Source organism: Sphingomonas sp. PL-96 (assembly GCF_020707215.1).
GTDB lineage: Bacteria > Pseudomonadota > Alphaproteobacteria > Sphingomonadales > Sphingomonadaceae > Sphingomonas.
Genome location: NZ_JAJFET010000008.1, coordinates 1 through 18,364, shown reverse-complemented (window position 1 = coordinate 18,364; position 18,364 = coordinate 1). Strand labels below are relative to the sequence as shown.

The window sequence follows — 18,364 nt, the reverse complement described above, 5'->3', positions numbered from 1 at the left end:
CCACAGGTTTGAAGGGGATCGAACATGACCATGCCGTCGCTGCGCCGTCAGGCGCTTTTGAGTGCCAGCGCGCTCGTTGTTCTGGGCGCCGCTGCACCGGCTCTTGCCCAGGGCGCCGACCAGGCGGGCACGCAGTCGGCCTCGCCGACTACGGAGTCGCAGGCCACCGACGCCGTCACGCAGGACGTGCCCGAAGCCGCCAATGAGGTGGTGGTCACCGGCTCGCGCATCGCGCGCCCGGAGTTCGATACCCTTCAGCCGACCCAGGTGATCGGCGCCGCGCAGATCGAGAACCGCGGCTATACCAATGTCGGCCAGGCGCTGACCGAAATTCCGGCCTTTGGTCCTCCCGGCAACAGCGGCGTGGGCGCGCAGTCGTCCTTTGGCCCGGCGCAGACCTTCGTCGACTTCTTTGGCCTCGGTACGCAGCGCACGCTGGTGCTTGTCAACGGCCGGCGCTTCGTCTCGTCGAACACGGCCAGCATCTTTGGTCCCGTCGCCGCCGGTACGCAGGTCGATCTCAACAACATCCCGACGACGCTGGTCCAGCGCGTGGAGACGGTCGCAATCGGCGGTGCGCCGATCTACGGCTCCGACGCGATCGCCGGTACCGTGAACATCATTTTGAAGCGCGACTATGAAGGCCTGAGCATTGAGGGTCAGACCGGCATCTCGCAGCGCGGCGACGCGCCGGACAACCGCATCAGCGTGCTGGCCGGCAAGAACTTCGCCGGCGGGCGCGGCAACATCGTCGTGTCGGGCGAGTACAACCGCGTGACCGGCTTGGTGGCGAGCCAGCGCAGCCGCACCGCGCAGGGGCTCTTCTTCGGCTCTCCGACCGGCGATTCCGACTTCCAGCGCGTGCTGTTTCCGGACCAGCGCTACACCGCCTTCACCTCGGGTGGCGTTCCGTTCAGCGCCGACGACGGGCTCGTCTCCCGCTCCGGCATCCGCGATGCCGCCGGCCAGCTGCTCCAGTTCGGCAGCGACGGTACGCTGGTTCCGCTCGATGTCGGAACCCAGATGCGCCAGGGCTATATCAGCAGCGGCGGCAACGGCTTCGACCTGCCGGCCTATACTAATCTGCTGACCAATTCGGAGCGGTACCTCGCCAATGCGCAGCTGAGCTACGAGCTGACCGACGACGTCCGCTTCTTCGGCGAAGCCTGGTACTCGCACAGCAAGGGCGTGAATCTGATTGACCAGCCAAACTACAACACCTGGCTGTTCGACGATGCAGGTACCGCCGACGGCAACATCATCCTCGGCCTGGACAATCCGTATCTGAGCGCGGCCGACCGGGCGACCATCGCGGCCAATCTGGAGCCGGGACAGGAGGAATTCTACCTCGGGCGTGCGCTGACCGACCTCACCACCGGCCGGTCGCAGGCGACAGTGGAGACCTACCGCTTCGTAGGTGGGTTCGACGGCGGCTTCAACATTGGAAGCCGCCGCTTCAACTGGGAAGCGTCCGCCGTCTATGGGCGCTCGGTGACCGAAGGGCGCAACTACGAGCTCGTCCAGCAGAACTTCGCAAACGCGCTTGATGCGGTGGTCGATGCCAGCGGCAACATCGTCTGCCGTCCGGGCTATACCAGCGCCACGGTCGCGACGATCAGCTCGACCTGCGCGCCGCTCAACATCCTTGGTGAAGGCCAGGCCAGCCAGGCCGCGCGCGACTATATCTTTGCGATCGCGCGCCCGCGTTCGGTCAACGAGCAGCTGGTCTTTAACGCCAACGTCACCGGCCCGATCGCCACGCTGTTCGGCAACGACGTCAGCATTTCGGCCGGCTATGAGCATCGCCGGGAAAAAACGTCGTTCGATCCGGGCGAGTTCTATTACGGCGAGGAGCAGGACGACGGCTCACGCATCCAATACGGGCGTTCGATTCCGATCGACCCGATCCGCGGCAAGTTCCACACCAACGAGGTGTTCGGCGAGCTGGTGATCCCGTTCGTATCCAGCAGGAATGCGCTCAGCTGGCTCCAAACGCTCGAGTTCGATGGGGCTGCGCGCTATGTCGACAACTCGCTGTCAGGTGGCGATCTGACCTGGACCGCGGGCGGTCGCATCGGGTTCATTCGCGACTTCACCATCCGCGGCAACTTCACCCGGTCGATCCGTTCGCCCGCGATCACCGAGGTCTTCAACCCCACTTCGCGCGCGTTCGACAGCGGCAACGACCCCTGCGATCAGAACTACTATCAGAGCGGCCCGAACCCGGCCACGCGTGAGGCGAACTGCCGCGCGGCCGGGATCAACCCGACCACGTTCGTGTCCAACTTTAGCAATTTTACGGTCCCGGTGACGATTTCGGGCAACCCGAACCTGGATAACGAAAAGGCCGACAGCTGGACGCTCGGTGCGATCCTTCAACCGCGGTTCGCGCGCAGCCTGACGCTTGCCGTCGACTGGATCGACATCAAGTTGAAGGGCGCGATCACCTCCCTCGACGGCACGGACATCTTGAATGCCTGCTACGATGCCACCGACTTCCCGAGCAGCTTCTGCGGCTTGATCACGCGCGACGACGACGGTCAGATCACCAACATCGCCGAAGGCTATTACAACGCCGCCAGCTACGAGACGGCAGGCCTTCAGGCCACCGCTGCATACCGGCTTCCGCTGGACCGGGTCGGCGTCGACAGCAGCGGCGTGCTCGGCCTGTCGGTGAACTATTTCTACCGCGACAAGCTGGAGACACAGGTCGGCACCGGCGACATCGACCACCTCGCTGGCGAGGTGGGTTATCCGCGACACTCGGGCACCGCGAACCTCACCTATGAAGGCGATGCCTTCAACCTGCTGTTCCAGGCCCGCTACACCGGCAAGGGTCGGTTCGACATCGACGAGGCGGACAACGCCCGCGACATCCTGGGGGTGGGTGACTGGTGGCTGTTCAACACCACGGTCGGCGTGAAGGTGAACGAGCAGTTCGGCTTGAAGCTGATCGTCGACAACGTATTCGACAAGTCGGCGCCCTATCCGGTGCCTGCCGGCGGCTTTGGAACCCAGACCTACTTTTCGGGTCTGTTGGGCCGTTATTTCCGTGTGTCGGCGACCGCGAGATTCTGATCCGAACCATCGGAACGACGTAGAATTGAGCCGCCCAGGATGTCCTGGGCGGCTTTTTCATGCCTAGGCCAATCGCCTGCGCCTTTGAGCCGCACAAACAAAAAGGGCCGGGATTGCTCCCGGCCCTCTTCGGTTTCGCTGGTGGCGAAGATCAGGCGGTGGCGACTTCGGCCACGTCCACCTTCACGCCCGGGCCCATCGACGACGAGAGCGCGACCTTCTTGAGGTACTTGCCCTTGGCGCCAGCCGGCTTGGCCTTGACCACGGCGTCGACCAGCGCGTCGAAGTTCGCGCGCAGGTCCTCGGCCGGGAACGATGCCTTGCCGATGCCGGAGTGGATGATGCCGGCCTTTTCGACGCGGTACTCGACCTGACCGCCCTTGGCGGCTTCGACGGCGGCTGCGACGTTCATGGTCACGGTGCCGAGCTTCGGGTTCGGCATCAGGCCCTTGGGACCCAGCACCTTGCCGAGACGGCCGACCAGACCCATCATGTCCGGGGTGGCGATGCAGCGATCGAAGTCGATCTTGCCGCCCTGGATGGCTTCCATCAGGTCCTCGGCGCCGACGACGTCCGCACCGGCTGCCGTGGCTTCCTCAGCCTTGGCGCCGCGAGCGAACACGCCCACGCGAACGGTCTTGCCGGTGCCCTTGGGCAGGGTCACCACGCCGCGGACCATCTGGTCGGCGTGACGCGGGTCGACGCCCAGGTTCAGCGCGACTTCGACGGTCTCGTCGAACTTGCTGGTCGCGTTGGTCTTCACCAGCGCGATCGCCTCATCGACGCCGTGCAGCTTCTCGCTGTCGATGGTCCAGCTCTTCTGCTTCTTGGTCAGCTTGGCCATGATCTCAGCCCTCCACCACTTCGAGGCCCATCGCGCGGGCGGAGCCTTCGATGATCTTGGTCGCTGCCTCGATGTCGTTGGCGTTCAGGTCCTTCATCTTCGCGGTGGCGATGTCGGCCAGCTGCGAACGCTTGATCTGTCCGGCGGAAACCTTGCCCGGCTCCTTCGAGCCCGACTTCAGGTTCGCGGCCTTCTTGATGAGATAGGTCGCCGGCGGCGTCTTGGTCTCGAACGAGAAGGAACGGTCGGCATAGACGGTGATGACGGTGGGAAGGGGGGTGCCCTTTTCCTGGTCGCCGGTCTGCGCGTTGAACGCCTTGCAGAATTCCATGATGTTGACGCCGCGCTGACCCAGCGCCGGGCCGATCGGCGGCGACGGGTTGGCGGCACCAGCTGCAACCTGCAGCTTGATATAGCCGGTGATCTTCTTTGCCATGTTTCTCACTCTGTAACGGGGCAGGGCCATGCGGCCGCGCCCCTTTCAAGTTTAGCGGTTCGATCGGCAGCCCAAAGGGCAGTCGCCTCCCGCACAAGGTTCCACGCATGACGTTGGAAGGCGCGCGCCTAGCCGAAAAAGCGCGCGCTGGCAATGCAGTGCGTGAGACTTGGCAGTCAGACGCGCGCGAACCAGATGACGTGCATCGGCCCCTTGCCGTTCTCTCGCGCGCGCACCCGCACCTCGTCCACCGCAAAGCCCGCCTGCGCGAGCCGCTTGGCAAAGGCCGGGTCGGTACCAGCGGACCACACTGCCAGCACGCCGCCGGGCCGCAGCGCCGCACGCGCCCGCGCCAGGCCGCGTGCCGAATAGAGCCCATCATTCTCCTGCCGGGTAAGCCCGTCCGGACCATTGTCCACGTCAAGCAGGATCGCGTCATAGCGTGTCGCGGCGGGACCCACCGCAGCGTCGCCGATCGCGGCACCCACGTCACCCATGCGGATCGTCACGCGTGGATCGTCCAGGCAGCCGTCGGCAAGCGCCGCCATCGGCCCACGCGCCCACTCGATGATGCCTGACACCAACTCGGCGACGACCACCTCGGCCTTGGAGCCCACGACCCCCAGCACGGCCCGCAGCGTGAAGCCCATGCCATAGCCGCCGATCAGCAGCCGCGGCGCAGGCCGTCCGCCCAGCCGCTCGCACGTCATCGTGCCCAGCGCGATTTCCGAACCGCGCATCCGGCTGCTCATCAGTTCGTTGCGTTCGAGCATGATGATGAAGTCGCCGCCGTGGCGGACCAGCCGGAGCGGCGGTCCCCCCGGCACCTCGGCGACGTCGATCAGCTCGCGCGGGGTCACCGCTTGCGGGCTTTGCGCGCCGCGTAGCGGGCGTCGCGCGCCGCCTTCAGTTCCTCTGCCGTCTTGGCGGGCTTGGGCGCCTTGGCGGCTTCCGCCTCGCGTGCGGCTTCGGCCGCTGCGACCTTGGCGGCCTTTTCCGCTTCGGCTGCGGCCAGCCGCTCGGCGCGGCGTTCGGCAGCCGCGGCCTTGCGCGCAACCTCCTTGGCGTCGCGGGCCGCGATCGCGGCCGGGTCTGCGACCGGCTTGTTGCGCAGCTTCTCAAGGGCCGCGAGCTTGGCGGCCTTCGACGCAGCGGCGCGTTCGGAGAAATCGGGAGTCTTATATCCTGCCATGTGAAATCCGTTTAGGGCCGCGATTGCCGCAGCCTCGGTGACGCGCCCTTAGCCGCAAATGGCGCCCGAGTCTCCACTGCGCGCCACATCGGCGACAAAACCCGATCCAACTACTTGAAATGTTGGATTTCGAGGCAGACGCTCGGCCGCTCCCCGACCCAGGAGACCCCCGCCATGCCGCGTCCGTTCACCCGCGCCCAGGCCCTCCAGAACCTCGCCTTTCTCGCCGCGCTTCGCCGCACCGGCAACGTCCGCCTCGCCGCGCGCGAGCTCGACGTCCACCGCAGCACCTTTACCAAGCGCCGCACCAAAGATGCCGCCTTCGCCGCCGATTGGGACGCAGCCCTCGCCTTAGCCCATGCCGCGTTGAGCCAGCAGCCCCGCGCACCCGAGGCACCCGCCGACGCACCCTCGCACGGCCAACGCACCCGGGGCGGCGAGGCCCATGTCGTGCGCGGCCGCAGCACCGGTCGGCTCCAGCTGCGCCGGGCGCTCCCCGGCCGCATCACCCGCGAGGCGGAGCAGGCGTTCTTCGCGGCGCTTTCGGCCACCGCAAACGTCCGGCTGTCGGCGGCGGCAGCCGGGTTCAGCCACGCCAGCTTCTATGCCCGCGCCCGCGTCGACCCGTGCTTCGCGCGGGAGATGCGGCTCGCGCTGAAGCTGGGACACGAGCGGCTGGAGCTCGCGCTGCTCTCCAACATGGACCCGGAAAGCTGCGCGCATGACGGCTGGCGCCACAACAACCCGCCGCCGATCCCGCCGATGACCGCGGCCGAGGCGCTCCAGCTGCTCAGCCTCCACTGGAAGAGCGCACGTCTGGAGCGCGAGGACCCCGATCGCCGCTATCGCCGGGGGGAGGGCAGCGACAGCTTCAGCAAGCGGCTCGCCACCTTCTGGTACCGCGACCGCGGGCTGGAGGCGGAGAACCGCGCCCTCGCCCGCCTCTGGGAGAAGGAGGGCGCCCCGGCACAGCCCTTGCCCCACGAGCACACCGCGCCCCAGCCCCCCGCGCTGGCGGCAGTCAAGGCGCGCGAGGGCGCCAAGCGCGCCCGCCGCAAGCCCGCGCTGCCGGACCTACCGCCGCCGGTCGAGCCGGAGGCGGCGGGGGTGCCGGTGCTGCCCCCGCACGACGACAGCGACCTGAAGCAGCCGAAGAACCGTCGCGTGCAGGACCCCGATGTCGCGATGTTCGGCGGGTGGCGGTTCGGGACGATTGCGGAGCGGGCGGCGTGGCGGAATAGGAAGGGGTAGGGGAGTTGGTTGGAGGTGCTGGCGCCGGCGAAAATTGGGCCGTCAGCGGAACGACAGCTTATTAGCCGTCAATCTCGACAAATGGACATTCGCCCCCTCTCTCAAATGACGATCCTTTGAACTTGCAGTCTTGAAACGGGGAAGATGCGCAACGGCTAACTATGGAGCAGACGTCCTCTCCATCAGCCGACATGCAAGATATGACTCACCCCAACGGGCCGCAAATGTCTCTGAGACCTCGAACCAACCGGCACCCGGACCGCCGGCACCATGATTAGCGCCCATGCATGAGCATTGGCATTCATGCCCTTGAGCGTTCATGCATCTCGAAGCGCACTTCTCCTGCTCACGATAGGGCTGGATAATGTAGAGCTTGGGGTGCTGGCTGAGGATGTGATCAACAAGATCGCTGAACCAGTCTTGGGTGACTTCCCAGCCTTTATAGCGATCAAGCCACTCGGGCTGACGGCCCTGAGGCCGCACCGCTTGTAAAAAAGAGCAGGCTGCACGTCGTTCTTCGAATCCATCACTGGGCTGAGGTAGCTTGACCCTGAGTTTGTGCCCCTTTCCCTTGCGGACAATGACGGGGATCTCGTCCTGCTTCCATATGCGTCGGAGGTCGTCAGGTGCGCTCTGGTCCATATGATGTTGATCTTCCACGCTGTTGGTGGTGCCGCTATGCTGCCTTGAAGGGGGCAGGATGACAATCGAGCGACTTCAACTTCTGCGGAACATTGGACAGTTCGGTTCCGTCACCGCCGGCGCGCAGGCTCCGCTCGCCAAGCTATCGCTGATCTATGCTGAGAACGGTCGTGGCAAGACGACACTCGCCACTATCCTGCGCTCGCTTGGCACAGGCGACACGGCGCTGATCGAGGAGCGGCGACGGCTTGGTTCCGCTCATGCGCCGCATATCGTCCTGGCTTCGGCCGGGGCGCCATTTACCTATCAGAACGGCGCGTGGTCGGTGCTTCATCCCGACATAGCCGTGTTCGACGACGGGTTCGTCGCCGCCAATGTTTGCTCCGGCATCTCGATCGAGACGGCGCACAAGCAGAACCTGCATGAACTGATCCTAGGAGCCCGCGGTGTCGCGCTGAACAGCGCCCTTCAAGGCCATGTCGAACGGATCGAGGAGCATAACCGCGCGCTGCGCCTGAAGGCTGATGCCATACCCGCCGCGGCTCGCGGCACGCTGACCGTCGATGCTTTCTGCAAGCTCGCGGTCAATCCGGTGATCGACGCGAGAATCGCTAGGGCAGAGCAAAGCCTATCCGCGGCTCAGGCCGCCGGGGCGGTCCGGGTGCGGCCGGTCTTTACGGAGCTATCTCTACCAACTTTCGATCGCGATGGTCTGAATGCCTTGCTTGGGCGCGGCTTACCGGCGTTGGAAGCGGACGCCGCGGCGCGTGTAAAGGCTCACCTCCGCCGCCTCGGTCGAGAAGGGGAGGCATGGGTAGGGGAAGGCATGACGCAGATCGCCGGCGCGTCGGAAGGCCAACCCGGCGAAATATGCCCCTTCTGTGCGCAGGATCTCGCGGCTTCCCCGCTGATCCGGCATTACCAAGCCTATTTCAGCGATGCCTATGCCGAGCTCCGCAACACGATCAACCAGACCGGAAAGGGGATCAACACGACGCATGGAGGCGACGTGCCGGCGGCATTCGAGCGAGCGGTGCGCGTTGCGGCGGAAAATCGGGAGTTCTGGCGGCCCTTCACCGACGTTCCCGATATCGACATGGACACGGCCGCGATCGTCCGCGCCTGGAGCGTGGCTCGCGACGCGGTGCTCACAATTCTACGCGCGAAAGCCGCTGCGCCCCTCGATGCGGTAGAGCTGCCGCCAGATCGCATAACCGCGATCGACGCCTATGACGTTCATCGCGTGATGGTTGCCGAACTCTCAGACACGCTCCTCGCCCGCAACCTGTCGATCGTCGTCGTCAAGGAGCAGGTCGCGGTCGCCGACATGGCTACGCTGTCCGACGAGCTCGCCAAGCTCACCGCTGTCAGGACGCGGCACCAGGCACCCACCGCCGCCCTTTGCGATGCATACCTCGCGGAAAAGGCGGCCAAAAAGGCGACGGAAAAATTCCGCGACGAGGCGCGCGCCGCGCTCGACCAATATCGGGCAGGTGTATTCCCCGCCTACGAGGCCGCGATTAACGAATATTTGGGCCGCTTCAATGCCGGCTTTCGGCTTGGCTCCGTCACGTCGGTGAACAACCGGGGCGGGTCGTCTGCCAGCTACAGCGTCCTCATCAACAACGTCGCAGTTGCGTTGAGCGCCGATCGTGTCCCTTCGTTCAAGAACACGCTCAGCGCCGGCGATCGAAACGCCCTCGCCCTAGCCTTCTTCTTCGCCTCGCTCGATCAGGACGCTCGCTTGGCCGAAAAGGTCGTGGTCATCGATGATCCCATGACGAGCCTGGATGAACATCGGCGGCTCACGACTGTCCAAGAAATGCGCCTGCTGTATGGCCGAGTGCGTCAGATGATCGTGCTGTCCCACTCCAAGGCGTTCCTCTGCGCCGTGTGGGAAGGCGCGGATCGGACTGCTCGCTGCGCCCTCCAGATTGTGCGGAGCGCCGGAGGATCCACGCTCGCCCCTTGGGACGTGCGTCAGGACACGCTCACGCCGCACGATCGACGGCACGAGCTGGTACGGGAGTATCTCCGGACCAGCGATCCCGCGCGAGAGCGCGAGGTCGCCGCGGCGCTCCGCCCAATCCTGGAAGCGTTCATGCGGGTGGCTCACCCCGAAACCTTTCCGCCAGGCACGCTGCTTGGCCCATTCATCGCCATCTGTCAGCAACGGCACGGTGGGCCCAGCGAGATAATGTCAACGGCCGCAACAACCGAGCTGCGCGCGCTCCTCGATTACGCAAACGCCTTTCACCATGACACCAACCCGGCTTGGGAAACTGCGCTCATCAATGACCAAGAACTGCTTGGCTTCGCCACCCGGACGATCGCCTTCGCCTCACGTTAACTACCGGCAGCCCGGAATTATCCTGGGGTAATACCAGACCGAGAGATGTAGATAATGGCTTTCTCAGCGCGCGCACCGCTGGCCACAATGACGCTGAGTTTCCGCTTCGCAAATGGCGGCTTTCAACGACGGTTTTCGATAGCTTGAACAACCGTGGCGGGGCGGCATAGCTGCCGCTCTCTGCAAGTAGCGGATCGACCGTCAACCAACAAAAAAGCCGGAGCTTTCGCCCCGGCCTTCAATGTCTCTCGTGCGTCCCGACGCGGGAGTGAATCCCGCGTCGTCGGTCGGGTTCGGCTGGGCCGACCCGCCCGCCGGTCGGCGCCGTCTCCGGAATAGCGGGGCTATTCCGGAGCGGTCGCGCGTTCGGCTTCGCCTTACTTGCTTCGCTCGACCTGTTCGAAGTCCAGCTCGACCGGGGTGGCGCGGCCGAAGATCGACACCGACACCTTGACCTTCGACTTGTCGAAGTCGAGCTCCTCGACCAGGCCGTTGAAGCTGGCGAACGGACCGTCGAGCACCTTGACCGAATCGCCGATCTCGAAATCGACTTTGATCTTCTGCTTGGGGGCAGCGGCGGCTTCCTGCTTGGTGTTCAGGATGCGTGCGGCCTCGGCCTCGCTGATCGGCTGCGGCTTGCCTGAGCTGCCCAGGAAGCCCGTCACCTTCGGCGTGTTCTTCACCAGGTGATACACGTCGTCGTTCATGTCGAGCTTGGCGAGGACGTAGCCGGGGAAGAACTTGCGCTCCGACTGGACCTTCTTGCCGCGACGCACTTCGGTCACGGTCTCGACCGGCACCTCGACGGATTCGACCAGCCGGTCGAGACCCAGGCGGGTGGCGTCCGACAGGATCTGGTCGCGGACCTTGTTCTCGAACCCGGAATAGGCGTGGATGATGTACCAGCGCGACATGCAGTATCCTTTACGCGGCCAGGCTGAGCAGCAGCTTCACGATCGCGTCGAACCCGGAGTCGACCGTGAAGAAGAAGACACCCAGCAGCGTCGCCATGATGACCACCATCACCGCCGTCATGACCGTTTCGCGGCGGGTCGGCCACGTGACCTTCTTGGTCTCGGTCTGAACCTGGCGGATGAACTCTGCCGGAGATGTCTTCGCCACTGTTTCACCTGAAAATCTTGTGCGTCACCGACCGCGGGGCAAGGGTCCGCTGCCCGGTCCCTCTCAGGACCGGTGCAGGCCATCCACGCTGTCGGATTGGGTTTGGTATCTAGCGACGAAGCCCGCAGCGCGCAAGCGGTGCTTGGGGAGCGGGCGGGGGAGGGCCGCGGGGCCTCCCAGGTCGGCCTCAGAGCAGGCCGACCAGCAGGAACCCGCCGACCAGCGCCACCAGCACGGCGATGCCGATCAGGTTCAGCCGCCGCTCGATGAACGCCTGCACCGGTGCGCCGTAGCGCTTGAGCAGGAAGGCGATGAGGAAGAAGCGGAAGGCGCGGGTCACTGCGGCCGCGGCCAGGAAGGCCGCGAAGTTGAACTTGGCTAGACCGCTCGCGATCGTCACCAGCTTGAACGGGATCGGCGTCAGACCCTTGATCAGGATGATCGCCGCGCCCCACTTGGCATACCACGCCTGGAACTCGTCGGCCTTGTCCTGCAGGCCATAGAGGTGGATCAGCCACTGGCCCAGACTGTCCCACAGGAAATAGCCGATCGCATAGCCGAGCGCCCCGCCCAGAACCGACGCGATCGTGCAGATGGCGGCGATGCGGTAGGCGCGCTCGCGATGCTGCAGAACCACCGGCACCAGCACGACGTCGGGCGGGATGGGGAAGAAGGAGCTCTCGCAGAACGACACGACCGCAAGGCTGCGGACGGCGTGGCGATGGTTGGCGAGGCGAAGCGTCCAGTCGTAGAGCGCGCGAAACATCCACAGGTCCCGAAAAGCGCGGGCGACATGCTGCTAAGGCGCGCCCGAGGAAACCCTGCCGCAACTGCGCCAGGCGGCGACTTCCTAGGCGGCGCAAGGAGGCCAGGCAAGCGGCGCTACGGGAAGATGGGAGAGCGCAGCAGCGATCCTGGAACGTCCACAGATCAGAGCGCTGGTGGCGGAGGATCTTGCCGCCGCCTCAGGCGAGGCGGCGGCAGATGCTGGCAGGAGTGGAGGGACTCGAACCCACGGCCCTCGGTTTTGGAGACCGATGCTCTACCAACTGAGCTACACTCCTATCGCCCCGCCCTCTATCCCCCGTTTCCGCCGGGGGCAAGAGCCGTGCGCGTGCAAATCGACCGGAAACGCGCGATCAGGCCGCGATGTCGTAGGGCTTGATCTCACCGTTGAGGTAGAGGTTGCGCGCCTTGGCACGGCTGAGCTTGCCCGAGCTGGTGCGCGGCAGCGTACGCGGCGGCACCAGTTCGATGACGCAGTTCATGCCCGTGACGGCACGGACGCGCTCACGAATCTCCTCGCGCAGCCGCTGGCGCTCGGCGTCGTCCGAGGCGCGGCACTGTACCAGCACGGCGGGCGTCTCCTCGCCACCCGGCGTGGTGATCGCGAAGGCGGCGATGTCACCGGCCTTGAAGCCTGGGAGCTGCTCGACCGCCCATTCAATGTCCTGCGGCCAGTGGTTGCGGCCGTTGACGATGATCATGTCCTTGGCGCGGCCGACGATGTAGACATAGCCTTCGGACATGTAGCCCATGTCGCCGGTATCGAGCCAACCGTCGGCCATGCAGGCCTCGGTCGCCGCCTCGTCGCGGAAATAGCCGACCATCACCGACGGCCCCTTGCACCAGACCTTGCCGATCGCGCGCTCAGGCAGCGGGGTGCCATCCTCCTCGCGGATTTCGACCACCATGTCGCGTACGGGCTTGCCGCAGTTGACGATGGCGCGGAAGCGCTGCGGACGGTCGCCGTGGCGATCGCCGCCCGACAGCTCGGTCTCCTCGACCAGCTCGACCTGGATGCCTTCGCCCGGCGGCATGATCGATACCGCCAGCGTCGCCTCGGCCAGGCCATAGCTCGGAAGAAAGGCGGAGGCCTGGAAGCCGGCGTCCCCGAACGCGTCGACGAAGCTCTGCATCACGTCCGGGCGGATCATGTCGGCGCCATTGCCCGCCACGCGCCAGCGCGACAGGTCAAACCGGTCCGACGCCTTGGTCTGCGACGACATGCGGCGCGCGCAGATATCATAGCCGAATGTCGGCGAGTAGGACAGGGTGGTGCCCGTGTTGCGGCTGATGAGGTCGAGCCAGGCGAGCGGGCGTCGCGCGAAATCCTCGGTTTTGAGATAGTCGGTCGAAACCTGGTTCGCGACTGGAGACAGGAAGCAGCCGACCAGCCCCATGTCGTGATACCAGGGTAGCCAGGAGACACAGCGGTCGGTGTCGACCAGCGCCATCCCATGGCTGTGCGCTGCCAGATTGTTGAGCAGCGCGTGGTGCGTGATCGCGACGCCGTGCGGAAAGCGCGTCGAGCCGCTGGAATATTGCAGATAGGCGATGTCGTCGCCGTTCGCCTGGGGCAGCGCCGTTTCGGGCGCGGGGCGCTCGGCGAACTCGGCCCAGTCGATGCCCTCGACTCCCGCAACCCGCGCGGCTTCGCCCGCCATCTGCGCCAGCTCCGGGGGGAAGATCAGCATGCGCGGGTCGCAGCTCGAAAGCTGGACGCGCAGCTGCTCGACATAGGCTTCGCGCCCGCCGAACGAGGTGGGCAGCGGCAGCGGCACCGGCCAGGCGCCGGCATAGATGACGCCGAAAAACAGGCTGGCGAACTCCGGGCCGGTTTCGGCGACCAGCGCGATGCGCTCTTGCGGATGCACACCCGCTGCGATCAGGCGCCGTGCCTGGGCCAGCGCATCCTCGCGCACTTCGGCGTAGGAATAGGCGCGCACCAAGGTTCCGCGCGCGTCATGGAAGTTCAGCCCGCGAACGCCCGAGGCGGCATAGTCCAGCGCCTCGCCCAGCGTCTGGAAATCCGCGAAACGGCGCGGCAGCGTGTCGGTCGTGGGCGTGCCGGCGGGGGCCGTGGCTTCCATATCGGTCTTCATTGTCAAAAAAGCGTCCTTCCTGTCGCGACGGCCCGCATCCAGCGCGCGAACGCGCGACAGCCTGGCGCCCCGGCAATCCCGTTCAAAATCACTGGCCAGTGTGGCACAAACATGGCGCATGTCCTACGCCCGCCGTCCCGACCGCTCGCCCAAGCCCCTCGACAAAGCGGCGCTCGAGCGGTTGGCGCTCCGCTATGTCGAGCGATATGCCACCACCCGGGCACGGCTGCGCCAGTATCTCGCCCGTAAGCTGCGCGAGCGCGGGTGGGAAGGTGCAGATGCGCCCGAGATCGATTCGCTGGCGGAACGCATGGCAGAGCTACGCTATGTCGACGACCGTGCTTTTGCCGAGAACAAGGCTGCGTCGATGGGCCGCAAGGGGCTGGGTATCCGTCGGGTGGAGCAGGCGCTCCGCCATGCTGGTGTAGAGGCGCAGGACGTAGAGGCCGCAACTGCCGCCGACGAAAACGACGCCGCTGAAAGCGCAATCCGCTTTGCTAAGCGACGAAGAATTGGCCCCTTTTCTCAGGAGGCGAGTGCGCCGGAGACGATCCGCAAGCATGTTGCGGCGATGATGCGGGCCGGGCATTCGCCATCGCTCGCATGGCAGGTGGTGCGCCTGAAGCCCGGGGAGGAACATGGATTTGTGTCGGGACAGCAATCCCGAAACAAAACGTCGCCAATCGACTGGGAGCTATGATAGGTCTTTTGGCCGGGGGAAATTGAAAGATGCGTGCGGAATCGCAGCGCGCACCGCTCGACCACGAAGGCGAGGCGCGCGAAGATCAGGAAACATCAGCGCGGCTCGCGGATGCGGCCGTGGCCGTCTCTGGCGTGGTCAAGTGGTTCGACGTGACTCGAGGCTTTGGCTTCATTGTTGCCGACGATCCGGAACACGGGGACGTTCTGGTCCATTTTTCGGTGTTGCAGCCGCACGGGCGGCGAACCTTGCCGGAGGGTGCGCGCGTCGAATGCGTGGCAAGCTGGCGGCAGCGTGGCCTGCAAGCGCGCGAAATCCTGTCCATCGACCTTTCAGAGGCGGTGGAGGAGCGGCGACCCCGCGCGCCGCTGCGGGCGGATCGCGCAGAACTCATTGCCTCCGCGGGTGCGTTTGAGGCCGTCTCGGTCAAATGGTTCAATCGCCTGAAGGGCTATGGCTTCCTGCTGCGCGAAAGCGACGGAGCCGATGTGTTCGTCCATATGGAAACACTGCGCCGTGGCGGTATCGAGGAAGTAGAGCCCGACGAGCCGATGCAGGCCCGGGTGATAACGGGCGAGCGCGGGTTGCTCGCCGTGGTGGTTGAGAGGGTACAGGCGTGATCAAGAAGAGCGTGCAGGCGGCGCTGGTCGCAGCGGCGGTGGCGCTGTGTGGGGCGTGCACGGGGAACGGCACGGGGGCCAGCGAGGCGGCAACTGCGTTACCGCGCACGGAAGTGACCGTCGAGAGCGCGGGCGGCCCGCACCGCTTCGACGTCGAGGTCGCGCGCACGACCAAGGAGCAGGAAGACGGCCTGATGTATCGCACCAGCATCCCGCAGGACGGCGGGATGTTGTTCGCGCCGTATCCGGCAGGCGGCGGGGCCCCGCGTGCCGCGAGCTTCTGGATGAAGAACACGCCGTCGCCGCTCGACATCCTGTTCATCCGTCCCGACGGCACGGTCGCGACGCTGGCGGAGAACACCATCCCCTTTTCAGAGTCGCCCGTGTCCTCGCGGGAGCCGGTCAGCGCCGTGCTTGAGATCCGCGGCGGGCGCGCTGCCGAACTCGGCATTGCCGAGGGCGACAAGGTCCGCTGGAAGGACGTCGCCGCCAAGTAACCGACACTGGACGCGCGGCTTTCGCGGTGCGGAACGTGCGAAGCCGGTTGCTGGCGGACGCAGGCAGGGGTAAGCGGCAGCGCATGGGCATGCTCAAATCGATCTTCACCTGGTGGGAAGGCGCCACCATCGGCACCACGCTTGCACTGCGCGGCAGGACGAAGGTGGGCACCGACTCGCTTGGCAACGTCTATTACCAGGGCGGCAGCGACACCAACGGCCAGCCGCGTCGCTGGGTGATCTACGCCGGCAACAACGATGCGAGCCTGGTGCCGCCCGACTGGTTCAGTTGGCTCCACCACCAGATCGACGGCCTGCCGAGCGAGGCGCTGCCGCCGGTTCGTGCCTGGGAGAAGCCGGCCGAGGGCAATCACACCGGCACGCCGCTTGCGTGGCGGCCGCCGGGTGCGCTCGACCAGGGCGGCCACCGTGTCCGTGCGACTGGCGATTATGAGGCGTGGAGCCCCGACGCGTGAACCGCCGCCTGGCCCTGATCGGGCTGGTACTGGCGGTACTGGTCGCGGCGGGAGCCTGGTTCTGGTTGCGCCCGAGCGGCCCGCGTCCTGCAGGGGCGCCGGACCCGGAAGCTGTGGCCTTCGACGCGGGCGATGGCGGGGCGCCTTCCGCTGACGTGGTGACGGTGGATGCGAGCAGCGAGGCGGTCGCCGTCCCCGGCGCCACGCCGATGGCCGAGCGGGTCGCGGTGCTAGGGTTCCTCAACAAGCGCAACGGCGAGACTCGCGACATCACGATGAAGCCGGGCGAGGCGCGGCGGATCGGGGATGCGGTTATCCGCCTGCGCGCCTGCGAGCACACGGCGCCGTGGGAGCAGGAGCAATATACCGGCGCGTTCGTGCAGCTGGACGTGCGCGGTGCAGATCGTCGCTGGCGGCGGACCTTCTCGGGCTGGCTGTTCAAGGAGCGGCCGGCGCTGAACGTGGTGCAGCACCCGATCTACGACGTCTGGCCCAAGAGCTGCACGATGCGCTTTCCGGAGACGGGGCCGGACACGGTGGCGGCGCCGAGCGGCGGGGCGAGCCGGTCGAGCGCGAAGAAGTCGGCGGGCGGTGCGTCTTCCGCCCCTGTACCCGCGGGGTCGGAAGCACCGGCGCCGAGCGCTGCGGCCAACAGCACCGAGTAATCCATCCGGTCGATCTCCACCACGCCGAGCGTGGCGAGGTGATCGGTCTGGAACTGGCAGTCGAGCAGCGTGAAGCCGCCGGTGCGCAGCCGGGCGACGAGCCACGCGAGCGCGACCTTGGACGCGTCGGTCGCGCGGCTGACCATGCTTTCCCCGAAAAAGGCCCGGCCGAGCGCCAGGCCGTAGAGGCCGCCGACGAGGCGATCCCCGTCCCAGCATTCGATCGAATGGGCGTAGCCCAGGGCGTGCAGGCGGAGGAACACCTGTTCGATCGGGTCGCTGATCCAGGTTTCCGGGCGGTCTTCGGCCGACTCGGCGCAGAGCTGCAGGATCTGCGAAAAGGCCTGGTCGGCGGTGACGCGGAAGCGGTCGGCGGCGATCGTCTTTTTCAGCGAGCGCGAGCAGTGGAAGCCGTCGAGGGGCAGGATGCCGCGACGCTTGGGCTCTACCCAGAAGACCGAGTCGGCGTCGCGGGAGTCGGCCATCGGGAAGACGCCCATCGCATAGGCGCGCAGCACCGTCTGTGGATCGAGAAGGACGGGGCCGGTCATGCCCGACACCTAGCCGTTAGGAAAGCCCAAAGAAAAGGGCCGGCGGCGCGTGCCACCGGCCCTTTCGGGTCAGGTCGGAAAAGGAAGATCAGGCCTTGCAGCTCTGCGCCGGCTTGCCCGGGCGGGTGAGGGTGATCGTCTTGGGCGTGCCGGTCAGGCTGTAGCCCTCAGCCGTGAGCGGATCGCCCGCCTTTTCGGCCTTGAGCGCGGTCGCGGTGCCGCCCTTTTCGGTGCGCAGGTTCGCCAGCTTGTCGCCCGCGAAGAAGTCCACGTACACAAGGGTGTTGTCCTTGCAGCGGAAGGTGCTGGTCGCCTTCACCGCCGGGGGCAGTTCCACCGGAGCAGCGTTGGCGAGCTGGGAGGCCATCGGGTCCGGCGCGCGGGAATCGACGGTCTCGGTCTTCTGGTCACAGCCCGCGAGAAGGGTCAGCGCGAGGGCGGCGGCGGCGGTGGGGAGAAGGGAGCGTTTCATAGCGGTTTCCGGCTTTGCGCATGCAGTACGCCCCGTCAAGCATGGGGATATTACAAAGGCATGCCAATGCTGTGCCGCAACATGACAGCGCCCCGCCGCCGGCGACGCCGCAAGGGCGCCGCCGATGGGAGCGATACCGCCCGCAGGGGGCGGCACCGGTCAGGCGTTGCTGCTGCCGGTCTGGCTGCGCATGGCGCCGCGATCCTGGACCAGGCTGGGCGCAGGGCCGGTAGCGGGGCGCAGCGCGTCGCGCTCGCCGGCCGGCACGGGTGCGGTGGGATCGGGGCGGAAAGCCTCTGGCGCGCGGTCGTTGGGGCCGGGGTGCGGCTTGTCGAGGGCGAGGTCGACCGGGACATGCTCCCCGGTGCCGACGTCGCCTGCGCGAGTCTCGCGCTGCTGGCGGGCGATCAGCCAGCCGCCGAGGCCCAGCGCGACGCCGACCAGGCCGATGCCGGCAGTGACCAGCCGCGAGCGGGTGGGGGCGGTGGAGGCAGTGCGGCGACGCGAAGCGGGGGCCTTGGCCATGGGGTTCCTTCCTGATTCTGGTTCGTCCGCTCCAACCTCTGGAGCGGACGAACCAGAA

18 protein-coding genes, 1 tRNA gene and 1 pseudogene are annotated in these 18,364 nt (G+C 66.3%); 8 read left to right on the top strand and 12 right to left on the bottom strand.

The annotated features are described in order from the left end of the window. Positions 1–24: 24 nt before the first annotated feature. Entirely contained in the window at positions 25–3,078 is a 3,054-nt protein-coding gene (locus LK533_RS13955; protein ID WP_229363687.1) for a TonB-dependent receptor domain-containing protein, read from the top strand. 151 nt (positions 3,079–3,229) lie between these two features. On the opposite strand, the gene rplA is transcribed toward LK533_RS13955, so the two are convergent. The 4 genes from rplA to LK533_RS13935 form a co-directional block, all read right to left on the bottom strand. After that, positions 3,230–3,922 carry a 50S ribosomal protein L1 gene (rplA, locus tag LK533_RS13950; protein WP_229363686.1) on the bottom strand — a complete coding sequence of 231 codons (693 nt, stop codon included), beginning with the start codon at positions 3,920–3,922 and terminating at the stop codon, positions 3,230–3,232. 4 nt (positions 3,923–3,926) lie between these two features. Next, the gene (gene rplK, locus LK533_RS13945) at positions 3,927–4,358 is read right to left on the bottom strand and encodes a 50S ribosomal protein L11 (RefSeq protein ID WP_229363685.1); all 432 of its coding nucleotides are present in this window, start codon (positions 4,356–4,358) and stop codon (positions 3,927–3,929) included. Positions 4,359–4,534: 176 nt separating this feature from the next. After that, positions 4,535–5,218, bottom strand: coding sequence for a spermidine synthase (locus LK533_RS13940; RefSeq protein ID WP_229363684.1), 684 nt, complete (start codon positions 5,216–5,218; stop codon positions 4,535–4,537). Beyond that, entirely contained in the window at positions 5,215–5,550 is a 336-nt protein-coding gene (locus LK533_RS13935) for a DUF6481 family protein (protein ID WP_229363683.1), read from the bottom strand. Before LK533_RS13935 ends, LK533_RS13940 begins: the two co-directional genes overlap by 4 nt. Before the next feature lie 174 nt (positions 5,551–5,724). Between LK533_RS13935 and LK533_RS13930 the strand changes: the two genes are divergently transcribed. Together LK533_RS13930 and LK533_RS13925 are read left to right on the top strand one after the other, a co-directional pair. Continuing rightward, positions 5,725–6,801 carry a hypothetical protein gene (locus LK533_RS13930; RefSeq protein WP_229363682.1) on the top strand — a complete coding sequence of 359 codons (1,077 nt, stop codon included), beginning with the start codon at positions 5,725–5,727 and terminating at the stop codon, positions 6,799–6,801. 700 nt (positions 6,802–7,501) lie between these two features. Next, a complete protein-coding gene (locus tag LK533_RS13925; protein WP_229363681.1) occupies positions 7,502–9,793 on the top strand; it encodes an AAA family ATPase in 2,292 nt (763 codons plus the stop codon). A gap of 377 nt (positions 9,794–10,170) precedes the next feature. Here the strand turns inward: LK533_RS13925 and nusG are convergent, their stop codons facing one another. The 5 genes from nusG to LK533_RS13900 all read right to left on the bottom strand — a co-directional run bounded on the left by nusG (position 10,171) and on the right by LK533_RS13900 (position 13,788). Continuing rightward, positions 10,171–10,707, bottom strand: a complete 537-nt coding sequence (gene nusG, locus LK533_RS13920) for a transcription termination/antitermination protein NusG (RefSeq protein ID WP_229363680.1) — start codon at positions 10,705–10,707, stop codon at positions 10,171–10,173. A gap of 10 nt (positions 10,708–10,717) precedes the next feature. Further along, the gene (gene secE / locus LK533_RS13915) at positions 10,718–10,915 is read right to left on the bottom strand and encodes a preprotein translocase subunit SecE (protein WP_229363679.1); all 198 of its coding nucleotides are present in this window, start codon (positions 10,913–10,915) and stop codon (positions 10,718–10,720) included. Positions 10,916–11,102: 187 nt separating this feature from the next. After that, complete coding sequence (locus LK533_RS13910; RefSeq protein WP_229363678.1) at positions 11,103–11,681, bottom strand: YqaA family protein; 579 nt, start codon at positions 11,679–11,681, stop codon at positions 11,103–11,105. 222 nt (positions 11,682–11,903) lie between these two features. Continuing rightward, positions 11,904–11,979: transfer RNA gene (locus LK533_RS13905), tRNA-Trp, on the bottom strand. Between the two features lie 75 nt (positions 11,980–12,054). Further along, on the bottom strand, positions 12,055–13,788 hold the full coding sequence (locus LK533_RS13900) for a fatty acyl-AMP ligase (protein ID WP_229363677.1): 1,734 nt from the start codon (positions 13,786–13,788) through the stop codon (positions 12,055–12,057). On the opposite strand from LK533_RS13900, the gene LK533_RS13895 reads away from it, so the two are divergent. The 5 genes and pseudogenes from LK533_RS13895 to LK533_RS18000 form a co-directional block, all read left to right on the top strand. Next, a complete protein-coding gene (locus LK533_RS13895) occupies positions 13,757–14,500 on the top strand; it encodes a regulatory protein RecX (RefSeq protein WP_324255306.1) in 744 nt (247 codons plus the stop codon). The two genes, LK533_RS13900 and LK533_RS13895, sit on opposite strands and share 32 nt — an antisense overlap. A 29-nt stretch (positions 14,501–14,529) precedes the next feature. Continuing rightward, entirely contained in the window at positions 14,530–15,120 is a 591-nt protein-coding gene (locus LK533_RS13890) for a cold-shock protein (RefSeq protein WP_229363676.1), read from the top strand. Further along, positions 15,117–15,617: a DUF192 domain-containing protein gene (locus LK533_RS13885; protein ID WP_229363675.1), complete on the top strand. Its 501-nt coding sequence runs from the start codon at positions 15,117–15,119 to the stop codon at positions 15,615–15,617. Before LK533_RS13890 ends, LK533_RS13885 begins: the two co-directional genes overlap by 4 nt. A gap of 83 nt (positions 15,618–15,700) precedes the next feature. Next, complete coding sequence (locus LK533_RS13880) at positions 15,701–16,093, top strand: NADH:ubiquinone oxidoreductase subunit NDUFA12 (RefSeq protein ID WP_229363674.1); 393 nt, start codon at positions 15,701–15,703, stop codon at positions 16,091–16,093. 209 nt (positions 16,094–16,302) lie between these two features. Beyond that, positions 16,303–16,536: pseudogene (locus LK533_RS18000) on the top strand (DUF2155 domain-containing protein); the annotation flags it as partial. Between the two features lie 35 nt (positions 16,537–16,571). Here the strand turns inward: LK533_RS18000 and aat are convergent. The 3 genes from aat to LK533_RS13860 all read right to left on the bottom strand — a co-directional run bounded on the left by aat (position 16,572) and on the right by LK533_RS13860 (position 18,306). Beyond that, a complete protein-coding gene (gene aat / locus LK533_RS13870; protein WP_229363673.1) occupies positions 16,572–17,309 on the bottom strand; it encodes a leucyl/phenylalanyl-tRNA--protein transferase in 738 nt (245 codons plus the stop codon). A gap of 88 nt (positions 17,310–17,397) precedes the next feature. Next, on the bottom strand, positions 17,398–17,781 hold the full coding sequence (locus tag LK533_RS13865) for a hypothetical protein (protein ID WP_229363672.1): 384 nt from the start codon (positions 17,779–17,781) through the stop codon (positions 17,398–17,400). 159 nt (positions 17,782–17,940) lie between these two features. Next, positions 17,941–18,306 carry a hypothetical protein gene (locus tag LK533_RS13860; protein WP_229363671.1) on the bottom strand — a complete coding sequence of 122 codons (366 nt, stop codon included), beginning with the start codon at positions 18,304–18,306 and terminating at the stop codon, positions 17,941–17,943. Between the last annotated feature and the right edge of the window lie 58 nt (positions 18,307–18,364).

Bases quoted from the DNA above. Each gene is read 5' to 3' on its own strand.
- LK533_RS13890 (WP_229363676.1), top strand. From the start codon at position 14,530: ATGCGTGCGGAATCGCAGCGCGCACCGCTCGACCACGAAGGCGAGGCG.
- LK533_RS13880 (WP_229363674.1), top strand. From the start codon at position 15,701: ATGGGCATGCTCAAATCGATCTTCACCTGGTGGGAAGGCGCCACCATC.
- LK533_RS13925 (WP_229363681.1), top strand. From the start codon at position 7,502: ATGACAATCGAGCGACTTCAACTTCTGCGGAACATTGGACAGTTCGGT.
- LK533_RS13900 (WP_229363677.1), bottom strand. From the start codon at position 13,788: ATGGAAGCCACGGCCCCCGCCGGCACGCCCACGACCGACACGCTGCCG.
- rplK (WP_229363685.1), bottom strand. From the start codon at position 4,358: ATGGCAAAGAAGATCACCGGCTATATCAAGCTGCAGGTTGCAGCTGGT.
- LK533_RS13930 (WP_229363682.1), top strand. From the start codon at position 5,725: ATGCCGCGTCCGTTCACCCGCGCCCAGGCCCTCCAGAACCTCGCCTTT.
- LK533_RS13935 (WP_229363683.1), bottom strand. From the start codon at position 5,550: ATGGCAGGATATAAGACTCCCGATTTCTCCGAACGCGCCGCTGCGTCG.
- LK533_RS13865 (WP_229363672.1), bottom strand. From the start codon at position 17,781: ATGAAACGCTCCCTTCTCCCCACCGCCGCCGCCGCCCTCGCGCTGACC.
- aat (WP_229363673.1), bottom strand. From the start codon at position 17,309: ATGACCGGCCCCGTCCTTCTCGATCCACAGACGGTGCTGCGCGCCTAT.
- LK533_RS13860 (WP_229363671.1), bottom strand. From the start codon at position 18,306: ATGGCCAAGGCCCCCGCTTCGCGTCGCCGCACTGCCTCCACCGCCCCC.
- LK533_RS13910 (WP_229363678.1), bottom strand. From the start codon at position 11,681: ATGTTTCGCGCGCTCTACGACTGGACGCTTCGCCTCGCCAACCATCGC.
- LK533_RS13955 (WP_229363687.1), top strand. From the start codon at position 25: ATGACCATGCCGTCGCTGCGCCGTCAGGCGCTTTTGAGTGCCAGCGCG.
- rplA (WP_229363686.1), bottom strand. From the start codon at position 3,922: ATGGCCAAGCTGACCAAGAAGCAGAAGAGCTGGACCATCGACAGCGAG.
- nusG (WP_229363680.1), bottom strand. From the start codon at position 10,707: ATGTCGCGCTGGTACATCATCCACGCCTATTCCGGGTTCGAGAACAAG.